The following is a 13,566-nucleotide window of genomic DNA, read 5'->3' as shown; positions in this document are numbered from 1 at the left end:
AAATGGTCGCAGTCGCGGGCGGTCGGGGGTGTTCGTCAGGACGCTTCGTCAGTCCTCGTCGCCGAGGATCCCGCGGTGGGTCATCTTCTCGGGATCGAGCACCTCTTCAGCCTCCGCTTCGGTCAGGTAGCCCTCGGACACGGCCACTTCCTTCACCGACTTCCCCTCAGCGAGGGCCTGCTTCGCGACCTTCGACGCCTTGTCGTAGCCGATCGCGGGGTTGAGCGCCGTCGCGAGCGCCATCGAGCGCTCGACCTGGGCTTCGCAGTGCTCCTCGTTCGCTTCCAGCTTCGCGACGAACTTCTCGGCGAACGTCGACGCGCTGTTCGAGAGCAGTTCGGCGGACTCGAGGAAGTTGTGCGCGATGACGGGCTTGTAGAGGTTCAGGTCGATCTGGCCCTCCGCGGCGCCCGCCGACACTGCGGCGTCGTTGCCCACGACCTGCTTGTGGACCTGATTCACCGCCTCGGCGACGACGGGGTTGATCTTGCCGGGCATGATCGAGCTCCCGGGCTGATTCTCGGGCTGTTCGATCTCGCCCAGCCCGTTCCGCGGGCCGGAGGCGAGCAGCCGGAGGTCGTTGGCGATCTTGTTCAGGCTGCCCGCGACCACCCGCAGCGCGCCGTGGGCCTCGCTCATGGCGTCGTGGGCCGCCTGTGCCTCGAAGTGGTCGTCGGCCTCGCGGAAGCCGAGGCCGGTCTCCTCGCTGATGTACTCCGCGGCGAGTTCGGGGAACTCGGGGTCGGTGTTGAGCCCGGTGCCGACGGCGGTGCCGCCCAGCGCCAGTTCCGCGAGCCGCAGGCGGGCGCTCTCCAGCCGGTCGATCCCCTTCTCGACCTGCGTGCGGTAGCCGCCGAACTCCTGTCCCAGCCGGACGGGCGTGGCGTCCTGCAGGTGGGTGCGGCCGGTCTTGACCACGCCGTCGAACTCCTTTTCCTTCGCTCCGAGTTCGTCGGCGAGGGTCTCCAGCGCGGGCGTGAGGTCCTTCTCGACGGCTTCCAGCGCGGCGACGTGCATCGCCGTCGGGATCACGTCGTTGGATGACTGCCCGAAGTTCACGTCGTCGTTGGGGTGGACGACGCGATCGCCGACCTCGGCGCCGAGGATCTCCGCGGCGCGGTTGGCGATCACTTCGTTGGCGTTCATGTTCGAGGAGGTACCGGAGCCGGTCTGGAACACGTCGACCGGGAACTGGTCGTCGTACTCGCCGGCGATCACTTCGTCGGCGGCGGCGACGATCGCGTCGGCGGTCTCCTCGTCGAGGTGGCCCAGATCGTGGTTGGCCTGCGCGGCCGCCTTCTTCACGACGCCGAGTGCGCGGACGAACCGCCGGCCGAACGCGCTGTCGGAGATGGGGAAGTTCTGGATCGCGCGCTGGGTCTGGGCGCCCCAGTAGGCGTCCGCCGGCACCTGCACTTCGCCGAGGCTGTCCGCTTCGGTTCGGTAGTCCTCTTCGCTCATGCCCGGCCGATCGGCCGGTGCGGCGTAAAACCCTCCGATGTCGGCGTGACTACTCGTCGTGCTCGCGCTCGGCGTACTCCTCGGGCGTGTACGTCTCGATCTCCAGCGCGTGGACGCTGTCAGTCATCTCGTCGCCGACGGCGTCGTACACCATCTGGTGCTGTTCGACCAGCGTCTCTCCCTCGAACGCGGGGGAGACGACGACCGCCGCGAAGTGGGCGTCCTGGTGGTTCCGGTCGTGGTGAGCACGCGGGAGGCTCACGGTGGCCTCCGCGTCGCGAATCTCGGCCTCGATCGTCGCTTCGAGTTCGTCCGTCTCCATACGCTACCCCCGGTCGTGCGCGCTGAAAAGGGAGTCGGTGGTGACCGTCGAGAATGCGGGAGCCATCGACGCTGTCGGGGCCGACTGTCCCCGCTTCGCCGTCAGCGCTCGACGACCGTGCCGACGAGTTGGCCGAGCGTCGCGATCGTCCGCGTTTCGACGGCGCTGCGGTCGACCGAGACCACGCCCGTCACGTCGCGCTCGTGTGCCTGCCGGGTGAGGCGGCGCAACAACCGGACCGCCCGGTCGGCGTCGACGTACATCAGCAACACCTGAACGTTGTCGATCAGCACCCAGCCCTCGCCGGGCTCGACGTGTCGCATCGCTTCGCAGTACCGCATCGACAGGCCGGTCAGGTCCGCGGGCGAGACCGCCTCGGTCGTCCAGAGCGGCCCGTCGTAGCGCACCGGCGAGCCGTTGACCGGGATCAGGCCGCAGTTGCCCACCGGCACGCCGCGATCCCGAAGCGCGGACTCGATCCGATCGGGCGCCCACGGCGAGACGACGAGGAGGTTCTCACAGCCCCGCTCGGGTAGCGCCGTCAGCCCGGTGCTCATCGACGGGATCGTCACCAGCGACTGCCGCCCGGGCTCCTCGGGCAGCGTCGCCGTGTCCCCCGGAACCTCGTTCGCCGGGCGCTCCTGGCCGACTTCGGGCGAGGACAGCATCGACCGGCTGCCGAAGCTCACTGTCCACCACCCCCCTCGAACCGGCCTTCGAACGCCGCCGGCTCCGGTTCGTCGTCCGCCGTCGGCACGGCCAGGAACGGCCGGGCGAACGACACGGTACCGACGAGGGCGGCGAGCGACGCCAACAGCACGAGCGCCGACACGCGGAGGCTCCCGCCGAACAGGAGCACGTCGACCGCGGCCGCCGTCAGCAGGAAGAACGCCGTCGCGAGCGCGAGGAACCCCGCCGTGTGGGCGACGTGGCTGGAGTAACGAACGATCGGGTAGACGAGCAACGCGCTCGTGACCGACAGCGTCAGCGCGTCGAGCAGCGCCAGCAGCCCGACGGGCGTGACAGCAGTCATACGCGGCGCCACCCCGTGAGCAGGACCACACCCTGGGTGGCGGCGACAAACGCGGCGAGGACGGCGGCGCTTGCGACGACTGCACGGTAGCGGAGCGGGACTGCGACTCCGAGCGCACCGGGGACTGCGGCAGCGAGGAAGCCACCGAAGGCGACCGGTAGCGGGCGGAGCACGTCGCCGAACGGGGCGTTCCAGTACCCCCGAACGGCGACCAGCGAGAACGCGAACGACCCGAGCAGCGCGAGCGTGGTGCCGACCGTGAGTGCGCGCTCGATTGGCACACCAGTTTCTACTACTCTTTCCTGATAAGTCTATCGTCAGCAACGCGACGATCACACGACTGAGCCGGGGTTCTTCTCGAATTGGGAACTGTCAGGAAGAAATGACTCCCTGCGAGAGGCCCGGCTACGTCCAGTCGTCGAGCCCGGTCTGGACCAGCGACTCCTCGATGCGTTCGAAGCCGCGCTCGACCTCGTCGGCGTCAACCCCCCACGTCTCGGTGACGTAGCGTTTCGCGGCGTCGATCTCCGGATCCACGTCGAGGTCGAGTTCGTACTCGTCGGTGACCGGCGGGTCGAAAAACAGCTCCCGGACGCGGTCGGCGTTCTCGACGTACACGTCGTCGGCATCCATCACGCCCCAGACGTCGCCGTGTTCCTTCACGGCTTTGACGGCCGTCTTGGGGCCGTAGCCGCTGACGCCCTCGTTGAAGTCCGTCCCCATCAGCAGCGCCACGTCGACGAGCTGCTCGTAGGTGATGTCGTGTTTCTCGAGGGTCTTCTGCAGGTCCATCAGCTCGGGGTCGCCCTTCGAGGTGAGCTGTCTGAGCGTCAGGGGCGAGCCGAACGTCATCGTGTCGTAGTCCTCGCTGCCGGCGTAGTCCACGTCGCCGACCGCGGCCATGTGCGCGCACTGAGCCTCCCCCTCGGCGGGCGCCTCCATGTACGGCACGTCGAGGCGATCGAACAGCCCGCGGGTGGTCTCGTGGATAGTGTCCGTGAGACGCTGGGTCCGGGCGTCCAACCGCGCCGCCTCGACGGCCTCGCCGGCCTCCTCGGCTTCCTGTCGGCGCTGCTCGGCGTTCTCGCGCTGCGCCCGTCGGCGCTCGACCTCGTCGCTCTTGAGGTCGGTGACGCCGCCGTCGAACACGAACACGGGGGTCACGTCGGCCTCGAAGAACTTCGGCAGCCCCTGCACGACGCCGACGAGGTTGGCCACCTCCTCGCCGTCGTCGGTCGTGTACACCGAGTCGGCGGTGAACTTCACCGTCGTCGTGAGGTAGCGGTAGAGCCAGTTGTGCGCGTCGACGGCGACGACGCTCCCCGACAGCGAGTCGAAGGGGACGTCCTCGATGGCCGCCACGTCGCGGAGATCCGCGTTGCCCATGGGCCGGGTAGCCGACGCGCGGGCTTGAAGGTGGAGGATCGCGGCCGGTCAGGGCTCCGGCGCCGGCTCCTCCGGAGCCGAGACGAGCGGCGGCGCGTCGTCGCCCTCGTGGCGGTCGAGGAACGCGCGCTCGTCGTCGCTCAGGTCGCGCTCCTCGTCGGTCCGGAACGTGTCCAGCCCGCACTGGTAGGTCGCGGCGTCGCGCTGGCCCGGGCATTCGAGCACCAGCTCCGCCAGCCCGGTCTCCCGGCCGGTGAACACGAAGCCGGCCTTGTACAGCGCGTGGTACGCGAAGGGGTTGTTGACCGCGATCCGGCAGCGGCGGTACCCTCGTTCCTCGGCGCGGTCGGCGACGAACGCAGCGAGTCGGGCGCCGATCCCCTCGCCGCGCCGGTCGTGGCGGGTGGTGATGTACCGGATCCACAGCACGCCCGGGTCGGTGCGGTCCTCGTTGAACGCGGCGGCGGCGACGACGTCGCGCTCGAAGGGGTCGCTCTCGCTTCCCGGCTCGTGGCGCTCGACGTCGGCGTCGACACTCCGGGGCTCGGCGCGCGGGCCGCCCGGGTCGCGGGCGACGGCCTTACCCGTGTTGCTCATCACGAACTTCCCCGCGTAGCTGAACTCCCGGAAGTCCAGGCGGAGCGTCGGCCCCGCGACCGGCCAGCCCAGCAGCGCGAACTCCATACCGGATCGAAACGGCTGGATCCTTATGAGCGTTCGCCGTCGCCGGGTTGATCCCTACGGCCGTCCACTCTCCGCCCATGACCGGCTGGCTCGGCCGTGGCGACGTGCGCTTTTTCGATCGCGTCGCGCGGCTCTACGACGTGGCGATGCCTCCCTCGCGGACCGACTGGGCGACCGAGGCGTTCGCGTTCGCGGAGCGCCCGGTCGAGACCGTGCTGGACCTCGCCGGCGGGACTGGCCGGGTCGCGGCCGCACTCGCCTCCGAGTACGACCCCGTCGTCGCCGACGTGTCGGCGAGGATGCTCGACCGCGCACGAGAGCGCGGGCTCTCGGCCGTTCGTGCGGACGCCGGGGGGCTGCCGCTCCGGGACGGCGCGGTCGACGCCGCGGTCGTCGTCGACGCCTACCACCATCTGCCCGATCGCGAGGCCGCGGTTCGGGAGGCGGCGCGCGTCGTCGCGCCCGGCGGCGTCGTGGTGATCCGGGACTTCGACCCGACGACGCTGCCGGGGCGGGGGATCATGATGGGCGAGTCGCTGCTCGGGATGGACTCCCAGTTCGTCGCCGTCGACGCGGCGGCGCAGGACCTGACACGTGCCGGCCTGCAGTCCCGAGTGCTCGACCGCGGAACGGTGTACACGGTCGCCGGGCGTGTCCCCGCCGAGTGAGTCGGGAGCGAAGGAGTCAGTAGGGGGGAGGGGGAACCCGAAGCTATGAGCGAGTCGTTCCTCTCGAAACGGGTCGACGGGTCGGCCGCGCCGCTGGCGGTCGGCGACGTGATCACGATCGTCGCAGTGATCGCGATAGGCATGCGCTACGGACACAGCACGCTGACCGGGCCGGTCGCGCTGCTGGAGACCGCCGCACCGTTCCTGGTCGGCTGGGCGGTCGCGAGCGTCCTCGTCGGCGCCTACTCCGCCGGCGCCGCCGAGTCGGCGAAGGCCGCGGTGCCGCTGGCGGTCCGCTCGTGGGTGCCGGCGGCGGTGATCGGCGTGTTCCTCCGCGGCCTGCTGCAGACCAACCTCGATCAGGGGCTGTTGATCTTTCTCGCCGTGATGCTGGTCACCGGCGGCGTCGCGCTGGCGGGCTGGCGCTGGATCGCGTTCAAGCTCCGCTGACGGCGCTGTTTCTCCCGTTTTCTGCCGACGACCCGTCGCGATTGCCCGACTGATCCGACGCTATAGGGGTTGATAAGTTATAGAGATTCACCGGGATGGTTCCACAAAATTTCAAAAAAGAGTATCAGTGACCATCGTTCGGATTACGCCTGGGCTACGGGAAACAGTTAATACGGATACTATGTAACGTCCGGATGGAGTATGACTGGCTACTACGACTACGTACTCGCCCTGATTCCGGGTGTGTTGGTCGGAGTGACGGCAGCGCTCTCGCTCCTCGGGGTCCCCTTGCGCGGGGCACTGTTCCTCGGGGCCGGGGCGTCGATGGTCGTAGTCTGCCACGCCCTGTTCGTCCGCACACCGGCGGTCGACGAGCGGTCCCGGTCGGAGCCCCCTGCCCGCTCTGAGCCGCCGGGGACGAACGCGGACTGAGTCGGCGTCCGGCAAGTACTGTTTAGGCGCTCGCCCCCGACTGTCGGGGTATGACCGACACGCTGTTCCTGCGGAGCGACGACGTCGACGACCTCGCCGACCCCGCGGAGTACGTCGACGCCGTCCGCGAGGGGTACCGCCAGCGCGGCGAGGGCGCCGCCGCCGAACCGCGCACCAAACTCGGCAGCGGCGACCCGCCGGGGATGCTCACCAGCTACGGCGCGATCCTGCCCGACACCGGCGCGATGGGCGGCTACATGTACAGCGCGGGCTTCGGCGCCGAGGACGCGTGGTTCACCACGCCGCTGTTCGACGCCGACTCCGGCGAGCCGCTGGCGATGCTCGACGGCGCGTCGATGAACCCGTTCAAAACCGGCGCGACGGGCGCGGTGGGCGTCGACGCGCTCGCCCGCGAAGACGCCGACAGCGTCGCCCTCATCGGCGCCGGTGCGCAGGCGCGCGGACAGCTCCGCTGTACCGCCGAAGTCCGCGACCTCGAAACCGTCTGGGTGTTCTCCCCGACGAAGGAGTCCCGCGAGGGCTTCGCCGGTGAGATGAACGAGCGCCTCGACGCGGCCGTCGCCGCGGTCGCTTCGCCGGCGGCGGCCGTCGAGGACGCCGACGTGGTGATCACCGCGACCACCGCCGCCGAGCCGGTGTTCGACGGCGACGATCTCGAACCCGGCACCCACGTCACCGCGATGGGGCAGTACGACCCCGAGAAGCGCGAGCTCGACACGACGACGATCGAGCGGGCGAAATACGTGCCGGACCTCCGCGACCGGGCGACGACGGACGCCGGCTCCTTCCTCCACGCGCTCGAAGAGGGCGTCGTCGACGAGGACCACATCCACGCCGAACTCGGCGGGGTCGTCGCCGGCGAGGCCGAGGGGCGGACCGACGACGAGGAGATAACCGTGTTCGACTCCGGCGGCACCGGGATCGAGACGGTCGCCGGCGCGTACCTGCTGTACGAGAAGGCCGTCGAGCGGGGGCTCGGGGAGACGATCGAGTTCTCGCCGGCGAGTCAGGCACTCACCGGGGAGTGAGGCCGTGTTCGACTGGCTGTTTCCGGGCTGGACCGCCCCGGGGGTGCTGACCGCGCTGGTCGTCACCCGGACGCTCTGCAACCTCGGGCTGACGGCGGCGATCCGTGAGGCGTCGGAATCGGTGCTCGGGGTCGTGGCCGGCGGCGCGCTGACCGTCGCGTCGACGGTCCTCACGGTCGGCATCCTGCGCGGGACGTTCGGTATCACCGTCAGCCACGTCGAGAGCATCCTCCAGCTGGCGCTACTGATGCTGGCGGGTGTCGTCGTGCTACGGGAGGGGAGTACGCGCGGCCGGAGCTGGGCGATCCTCGCCGGCGCGGGGGCGGTACTGCTGTACCTGTTCTCGATTCCGCTGTTCGGCGAGGCCACGGTCGCGCCGTAGTCGGCAGTCGGCGGCGAAGCGCAGTCGTCCGTTTGGTGAGATCGCAGCGGGAGCCCGCCCGACGACAGGTATAACCTATCGTGTCGCTTCGTTTCGAACGAGCGGAGCGACCGCCTCACATCACCATTCAGCCCGGATCGGGCACTCACTATGCAAGACACAGCGAAATATCTCATCCACGCGAAACTGTCGGCGGACGGTGTCATCGAGAGAAGCGACGTCGTCGGCGCGGTGTTCGGGCAGACCGAAGGCCTGCTCGGCGACGAGATGGACCTGCGTGACCTGCAGGACTCCTCGAAGGTCGGCCGGATCGACGTGAGCGTCGAGACCGAGGGCGGGCAGTCCTTCGGCGACGTGACCATCGCCTCCTCGCTCGACAAAGTCGAGACCGCGATCCTCGCGGCGTCGCTCGAAACGATCTCTCGGGTCGGCCCCTGTCAGGCCCGGATCGAGGTCACCGACATCGAGGACATCCGCGCCGCCAAGCGCCGGATCGTCGTCCAGCGCGCCAAGGAACTGCTCGCGAACTCCTTCGAGGAGAGCGTCCTGACGAGCGACGAGCTCCACGAGGAGGTCCGCGAGTCGGTCCGCGCCGGCGAGATGGCCGAGTACGAGGGCTACCCGGCCGGCCCGAACGTCGCCGACGGCGACGCCGTCGTCGTCGTCGAGGGGCGGGCCGACGTCTCCCGCCTACTGGAGTTCGGCGTGAAAAACGCCGTCGCGGTCGAAGGGACCAACGTCCCCGAGGAAGTCGCGGCGCTCACCCGGGAGCGGACCACGACCGCGTTCCTCGACGGCGATCGGGGCGGCCAGCTGATCCTCCGGGAACTCGGACAGGTCGGCGACGTCGACTTCGTCGCGTTCGCCCCCGACGGCGAGTCCGTCGAGGAGCTCCCCCGCGGCGAACTGCTCGCCGCACTGCGGGAGAAAACCCCCTACGAGGTGTACGAGCGGGCCCGGGAGGCCGGCGACGCCGAGTCGGCCCGCGAGGTCGCGACCGGCAGCACGGTCCGCGACGCCGGAAACACGGAAGAGTCCCCGATCGTCGGCAGCGACGGGGTGTCGATCCACGACGAGGTGGCAGGAGAGCCCGATCGGGCAGACGGCTCGACCGATACCGAGGAGTCGTCGAAGACGGCCGTGACCGACGGCGCAGCGATCACCGAGCAGTCACTCGTCGAGCAGGTCGACCGCACGACGGAGGCAGCAGAAGGGACGGCGGAGGAGTCCGACGAGCCGACGACGCCGACGCTTGGCGAGCACGTCCGCGAAGTGGTCGGGGAGAACGCCGGCACTGTCAGGCTGCTCGACGAGGAACTCTCGACGCTGACGGAGGCACCCGCGAGCGACGCCTACGAGACCGTCGACGACGCCGAGGGCGCCCACGCGCTGGTGCTCGACGGCGAACTCGACCAGCGTGTCCTCGACGCCGCTGCCGACCGGGACCTCCAGCACGCGGTCGCCCGCACGACCGGCGAGTTCGTCAAACAGCCCGCGACTCCGCACGTCCGGCCGGTCGAAGGGTTCCTCTCCTGATCGGCTACCGTTCCGGACAGCTCTGCAGGTGGGAGGCGATGTCGGGCACCGACGAGCCACAGAGGCTACACTCGAAGGGGTCGGTCTGTCGCCCGCCGCGGTCAGCGTAGTCCACCTCGTAGCCGGCCGCCGAGAGCACGTCGCTGACCACGTCGCGCTTGTCGTGGGACACCGATGCGCGGAGCCGTCGCCGGATCGAGTCCGGGGGGAGCTGCTCGATCTGTTCCTCGTTCACCGCGAGCCACGCCTCGACGACGGTCGACAGGTCGTGCTCCTCGCGGAGGTACGCGATCCCCGTCAGGCCGCCGGCGACGCCCGCCGTCGACCCGCCGCCGCCGGGGCCGCCCGAGATGTTGAGCGTCCCGATCAGCGTCCGCACGTTCGTCGTGAGATGCTGTACCGGCAGTTCCTCCCGCGGCGACGGTCCGTGTTCGGCAAGATACCTGACTGCTCGCGAGTCGGACGGCTCCTTCGCCATGGGTTCACACACCACTCGTAGCTCCTCCCCTGTATACGTACGCTTCGTGGCAGATATTCAGTCGACGACGGCACGCAGCAGGTAGCCAGTCCCGTCGTCGTATGCATCTGGGTCGACGGCGACGCGTTCGAACCCCAGTTCCGCGTACAGCGCCCGTGCCCCTTCGTTCGCGGCGGCGACCCGCAGCGTCACCGCGGTCCCGTCGTCGAGCCGGTCGAACAGGGAACGGAACAGGGCGCGACCCCGGCCCGCCCGCCGGTAGTCGGGGTGGACGACGAGTTCGGCGACATACACCGGCTCGCCCGGCAACCACAGCAGGTAGCCGACCACGCTCTCGCCGTCGGTCGCGACGAGCAGTTCGCCGCCGGCGACCGGGTCGAGCAGCTCCGGGACCGGTTCGGGGAGGTACTGCTGGAGGCGGCGAACGGCCGCCCGGTCCTCGGAACGCCCCTCGCGAATCACAGCACGAACGCGAGCAGGACGCTCGCCAGCGCCCCCGACAGCGTCGCGAGGAGGTTCACCGTCTCGTTCTCGAGGCGGTCGCCCTCGACGGTGGCACCGAGCAGGCTGTCGGCCGTCATCCCGGCGACCCCCCCGGCGGTCACGAGAGCGACCACGACCGGCGGCGAGCGGGTGACGCCGAGCAGCGCCACCGCCAGCACGCCGACTAGCGCCGCGCCGACGACGCCCGCGAGCTCGCCCTGCCAAGTGACCGCGCCGTCGGTGCCCGGCGGGACGCGCTCGCCGGTCGTGACCAGCCGCGGCATGTCGAACAAGCCGCCGATCTCACTGGAGAGCGTGTCCCCCGTCGCCGTCGCGAGCGAGCCAGCGAACGCCAGCCGGAACAGCTCGGCATCCACCGGGAGATCGCCCGCAGCCGCGAAGCCGACGACGGCAACGAGGGCGATGCCGGCGTTACCGAGCACGTTGCCTAGCCCCCGGGCGCCGTCGTTCCCCTCGGCGACGCCGCGGTCGGCTTTCTCCTCGTAGCGGAACTTCGTCGAGAGCGAGCCCACGCCGAAGAAGGTGAGTAGGATGACGAACCAGCCCGGCCCGCCGAGCCCGATGGCGGCCAGACAGAGCAGCACGCCCGAGAGCATCCCCTCGACGGAGGCGGTGCCGGTGGCGTACGTGACGCCGCCGAGGAACAGCGCGACCCCCAGCGCGAGCCCCACATCGAGGACGTGGACCGCGGGCGCGAGCGCGCCGACGACGAGCATCGCCGCGCCGACGGCGAACGTCACCGCGCCGGCGTCGCCGGGCGAGAGCATCGAGCGGGTGATCGCGGCTACCAGCGCCGCGGTCGCGGCGTGGAACGTGAACGTCGGCGCGGCCGCCACGAGGCCGGCGTCGACGCTCCCGGAGGCGAACGGCATCGCCGCCAGCGCGACGACGGCCAGTTGGGCGAACAGCGCCGCGGCGAACGCGACGACGGCGAACGTCGAGACGACGAGGAACTGCTCGTCGAAGCGGTCGCGGACAGCCGTGGCGCCGAGGTTGCCGACGCCGACGGTGACGACGCTGGCGGCAAAGGCCGGTAACGGCATCGTGTAGGTGGCGGCGACCGGCGGCGCCGCGAGGACGGCGAGGACGGCCGCCGACAGCGAGAACGCCGCGAGGCCGTAGAGGCGGCCGGCCTGTCGGTCCCGCGGGCGGGCGAACAGTTCGAACAACGGGCCGTCCTCGATCAGCAGCGCCGCGGCGCCGGCGACGGCGAGGAACGGTAGCGCCGTCGCCCGACCGAGCAGCGGCGCTGCGAGCGCGAGCAGGGAGACCGCGGCGAAGGCCGCGTCACGCCTGAGCCTCCGGTTCACGTCGTCGGCTACCCCCGACGCCCACTTAACGGTCCCGACACCACGCCGGTGCCGACCGCGCCACTGTGGTGTGGTTCCGGGGGTGGAGCGCCCAGCGAAGGCTTTTCGAGCACGCCCCACCCAGAGGAAGCCGTGGGAGCGTACGACGCCTACCTCGCCCTCCGCCACCGCCTCGCCGACGCCGACGGCCCCGCCCACGTCGCGCTCGTGCTGACGGAACGGGACCTGCTGGAACAGGGCGCCTACGAGACGCTCGAACGGACGCTCGGCTGGGCGTTCGACTACGGCGCCGAACGGGTGACCGTCTCGGTGTCGGTGCTCGACGAGGCGGTCGTGCCGACGCTCGTCCGGGAGCTCCGCGGGATCGACGCCCCCAGAGCGGTCGCGGTCCGCGGCCCGGACAGCGCCGAACGCGCCGACGCCCCGATCCGGATCAACGTCGGCCTCGGCGGCCGCGGGGAGTTCGCCCGCGCGGTCCGGGAGATGGCCGAGGACGTGGCGGCCGGCGAGCTCGACCCCGAGGCGGTCGACGAGGAGACGGTGACGGATCATCTCGTGTTCCCGGCGGAGCCGGACCTGCTGATCAAAACCGGCGCCGAGCGGCTCTCCGATTTCCTGATCTGGCAGTCGACGTACTCGGAGCTGTACTTCACCGACGTGAACTGGCGGGACTTCCGGAAGCGTGACTACCTCCGGGCAGTGCGGGAGTTCGAGGACCGCCAGCGGCGGTTCGGGGAGTGATCAGTCCGCCGACTCGGCTGCCCGCGTGCCGAGTCAGTCTGCCGACTCCGCAGTCGAGCCGTCGAGTTCGGCGTCGAGTTCGGGCGCCGCCCCGCCGGGCAGCTTCTCGCGGAGGCGGCCCGCGACGGTTCGGGCCTCCGCGAGTTCGGTCTCGGCGACCGCGCGCACGATCGCGGCCGCCCGCTCCCGGCGGGTGCGCTGCCACGAGCGTTCGCGGGACTGGTAGGTACGGATGCCGCGCAGGAAGTCGGTTTTCGAGAACTCCGGCCAGTACGGCGCACAGAAGTACGCCGCAGCCTCGTTGCCGTTGGCGTGCCACGGGAGGAAGTTCGAGGTGCGCTCGTCGCCGCCGGTGCGGATGATCAGGTCCACGTCCCGGACCTCCCGGCCGTAGAGGCGGTCGTCGACGAGGTCGATGTCGATCGCCGTGGGGTCGAGCTCGCCGGCCTCGACGTCCGCCAGCACGTCCCGGGCGGCCCGGAGGAGTTCGTTCCGACCGCCGTACGCGAGCGCGACGTTGAGCCGGAACGAGTCGTAGTCCGCGGTGTGGTCCTCGGCGTAGCGGATCGCCTCCCGGACGCGGTCGGGCAGGCGGTCGGTCTCGCCGATCGCGCGGATCGAAACCCCGTTCTCGTGGATGCGGTCGTTGTCCGCGATGGAGGTGAGCTTCTCCTCGAGCAGGTCGTAGAGGTGTTCCCGCTCCTCGGGCGGGCGCTTGAAGTTCTCCGTGGAGAACGCGTACAGCGTGAGCTCCTTCACGCCGAGGTCCTGACACCACTCCAGCACCTGTTCGGTGGTCTCAGCGCCGGCGCGGTGGCCCTCGGTGGCGTCGTCGCCCTGTTCCCGGGCGTAGCGGCGGTTCCCGTCCTGAATGATCGCGACGTGGGACGGGCCGCCGTCGCCCTCGCGGCGGAGCAGGCGCTGGTAGGCGCGTGCGACCTGCTCCCGGAGCCACTGCTTCATGGGTGGCAGTGTGCCGGCGTCGGCCATGAGTCTTGTGACGTATCGAGACCGCGGCGCGCGACCGACCGTGACCCCTGTGTCACGGTCGAGGAGCGGATGCCGCGGTCGTGGGCGACGCAACAGGACGCGACCGTCGACGACCGCCGTGTCGTCGACCCGGAGCGACC

General features: G+C 70.4%; 18 protein-coding genes. 7 read left to right on the top strand and 11 right to left on the bottom strand.

What is annotated here, in order from left to right; all coding sequences use genetic code 11:
* Positions 1 to 48: 48 nt before the first annotated feature.
* From BN1959_RS04430 to BN1959_RS04400, 7 genes are all read right to left on the bottom strand, one after another.
* A complete protein-coding gene (locus tag BN1959_RS04430; RefSeq protein ID WP_053947505.1) occupies positions 49 to 1,461 on the bottom strand; it encodes a class II fumarate hydratase in 1,413 nt (470 codons plus the stop codon).
* Between the two features lie 49 nt (positions 1,462 to 1,510).
* On the bottom strand, positions 1,511 to 1,783 hold the full coding sequence (locus BN1959_RS04425) for a BolA family protein (protein WP_053947504.1): 273 nt from the start codon (positions 1,781 to 1,783) through the stop codon (positions 1,511 to 1,513).
* A 101-nt stretch (positions 1,784 to 1,884) separates the two neighbouring features.
* Positions 1,885 to 2,472: a DUF7504 family protein gene (locus BN1959_RS04420; RefSeq protein ID WP_053947503.1), complete on the bottom strand. Its 588-nt coding sequence runs from the start codon at positions 2,470 to 2,472 to the stop codon at positions 1,885 to 1,887.
* Positions 2,469 to 2,816 carry a hypothetical protein gene (locus tag BN1959_RS04415; RefSeq protein ID WP_053947502.1) on the bottom strand — a complete coding sequence of 116 codons (348 nt, stop codon included), beginning with the start codon at positions 2,814 to 2,816 and terminating at the stop codon, positions 2,469 to 2,471. Before BN1959_RS04415 ends, BN1959_RS04420 begins: the two co-directional genes overlap by 4 nt.
* Positions 2,813 to 3,097, bottom strand: coding sequence for a hypothetical protein (locus BN1959_RS04410; RefSeq protein WP_053947501.1), 285 nt, complete (start codon positions 3,095 to 3,097; stop codon positions 2,813 to 2,815). The genes BN1959_RS04415 and BN1959_RS04410 overlap by 4 nt, the downstream gene beginning before the upstream one ends.
* 124 nt (positions 3,098 to 3,221) lie before the next feature.
* Positions 3,222 to 4,202 (bottom strand): flap endonuclease-1, encoded by a 981-nt coding sequence (gene fen, locus BN1959_RS04405; protein ID WP_053947500.1) that lies wholly within the window; start codon positions 4,200 to 4,202, stop codon positions 3,222 to 3,224.
* 48 nt (positions 4,203 to 4,250) lie between these two features.
* On the bottom strand, positions 4,251 to 4,886 hold the full coding sequence (locus tag BN1959_RS04400) for a GNAT family N-acetyltransferase (RefSeq protein WP_053947499.1): 636 nt from the start codon (positions 4,884 to 4,886) through the stop codon (positions 4,251 to 4,253).
* A 77-nt stretch (positions 4,887 to 4,963) separates the two neighbouring features.
* Between BN1959_RS04400 and BN1959_RS04395 the strand changes: the two genes are divergently transcribed.
* From BN1959_RS04395 to dnaG, 6 genes are all read left to right on the top strand, one after another.
* Entirely contained in the window at positions 4,964 to 5,554 is a 591-nt protein-coding gene (locus BN1959_RS04395) for a class I SAM-dependent methyltransferase (RefSeq protein WP_053947498.1), read from the top strand.
* Positions 5,555 to 5,599: 45 nt separating this feature from the next.
* Positions 5,600 to 6,004 carry a DUF3054 domain-containing protein gene (locus BN1959_RS04390; protein ID WP_053947497.1) on the top strand — a complete coding sequence of 135 codons (405 nt, stop codon included), beginning with the start codon at positions 5,600 to 5,602 and terminating at the stop codon, positions 6,002 to 6,004.
* Positions 6,005 to 6,205: 201 nt separating this feature from the next.
* Positions 6,206 to 6,436, top strand: a complete 231-nt coding sequence (locus tag BN1959_RS04385) for a hypothetical protein (protein ID WP_053947496.1) — start codon at positions 6,206 to 6,208, stop codon at positions 6,434 to 6,436.
* A gap of 50 nt (positions 6,437 to 6,486) precedes the next feature.
* On the top strand, positions 6,487 to 7,485 hold the full coding sequence (locus tag BN1959_RS04380) for an ornithine cyclodeaminase family protein (RefSeq protein ID WP_053947495.1): 999 nt from the start codon (positions 6,487 to 6,489) through the stop codon (positions 7,483 to 7,485).
* A gap of 4 nt (positions 7,486 to 7,489) precedes the next feature.
* Positions 7,490 to 7,867, top strand: a complete 378-nt coding sequence (locus BN1959_RS04375) for a hypothetical protein (protein ID WP_053947494.1) — start codon at positions 7,490 to 7,492, stop codon at positions 7,865 to 7,867.
* A gap of 150 nt (positions 7,868 to 8,017) precedes the next feature.
* The gene (gene dnaG / locus BN1959_RS04370) at positions 8,018 to 9,403 is read left to right on the top strand and encodes a DNA primase DnaG (protein WP_053947493.1); all 1,386 of its coding nucleotides are present in this window, start codon (positions 8,018 to 8,020) and stop codon (positions 9,401 to 9,403) included.
* Positions 9,404 to 9,407: 4 nt separating this feature from the next.
* On the opposite strand, the gene BN1959_RS04365 is transcribed toward dnaG, so the two are convergent.
* From BN1959_RS04365 to BN1959_RS04355, 3 genes are read right to left on the bottom strand one after another with little or no spacing between them, the layout of a single operon-like run.
* On the bottom strand, positions 9,408 to 9,881 hold the full coding sequence (locus tag BN1959_RS04365; protein WP_053947492.1) for a hypothetical protein: 474 nt from the start codon (positions 9,879 to 9,881) through the stop codon (positions 9,408 to 9,410).
* 57 nt (positions 9,882 to 9,938) lie between these two features.
* On the bottom strand, positions 9,939 to 10,343 hold the full coding sequence (locus BN1959_RS04360) for a GNAT family N-acetyltransferase (RefSeq protein WP_053947491.1): 405 nt from the start codon (positions 10,341 to 10,343) through the stop codon (positions 9,939 to 9,941).
* Entirely contained in the window at positions 10,340 to 11,695 is a 1,356-nt protein-coding gene (locus BN1959_RS04355; RefSeq protein WP_053947490.1) for a DUF92 domain-containing protein, read from the bottom strand. The genes BN1959_RS04360 and BN1959_RS04355 overlap by 4 nt, the downstream gene beginning before the upstream one ends.
* Positions 11,696 to 11,827: 132 nt before the next feature.
* On the opposite strand from BN1959_RS04355, the gene BN1959_RS04350 reads away from it, so the two are divergent.
* Positions 11,828 to 12,436, top strand: a complete 609-nt coding sequence (locus tag BN1959_RS04350; RefSeq protein WP_053947489.1) for an undecaprenyl diphosphate synthase family protein — start codon at positions 11,828 to 11,830, stop codon at positions 12,434 to 12,436.
* Between the two features lie 33 nt (positions 12,437 to 12,469).
* Here the strand turns inward: BN1959_RS04350 and uppS are convergent, their stop codons facing one another.
* On the bottom strand, positions 12,470 to 13,399 hold the full coding sequence (gene uppS, locus BN1959_RS04345; protein WP_053947488.1) for a polyprenyl diphosphate synthase: 930 nt from the start codon (positions 13,397 to 13,399) through the stop codon (positions 12,470 to 12,472).
* Between the last annotated feature and the right edge of the window lie 167 nt (positions 13,400 to 13,566).

The organism is Halolamina sediminis (assembly GCF_001282785.1).
Classification (GTDB): Archaea; Halobacteriota; Halobacteria; order Halobacteriales; family Haloferacaceae; genus Halolamina; species Halolamina sediminis.
Note: the sequence above shows the minus strand (reverse complement) of the source record. Positions and strands in the feature narration are given on the sequence as shown.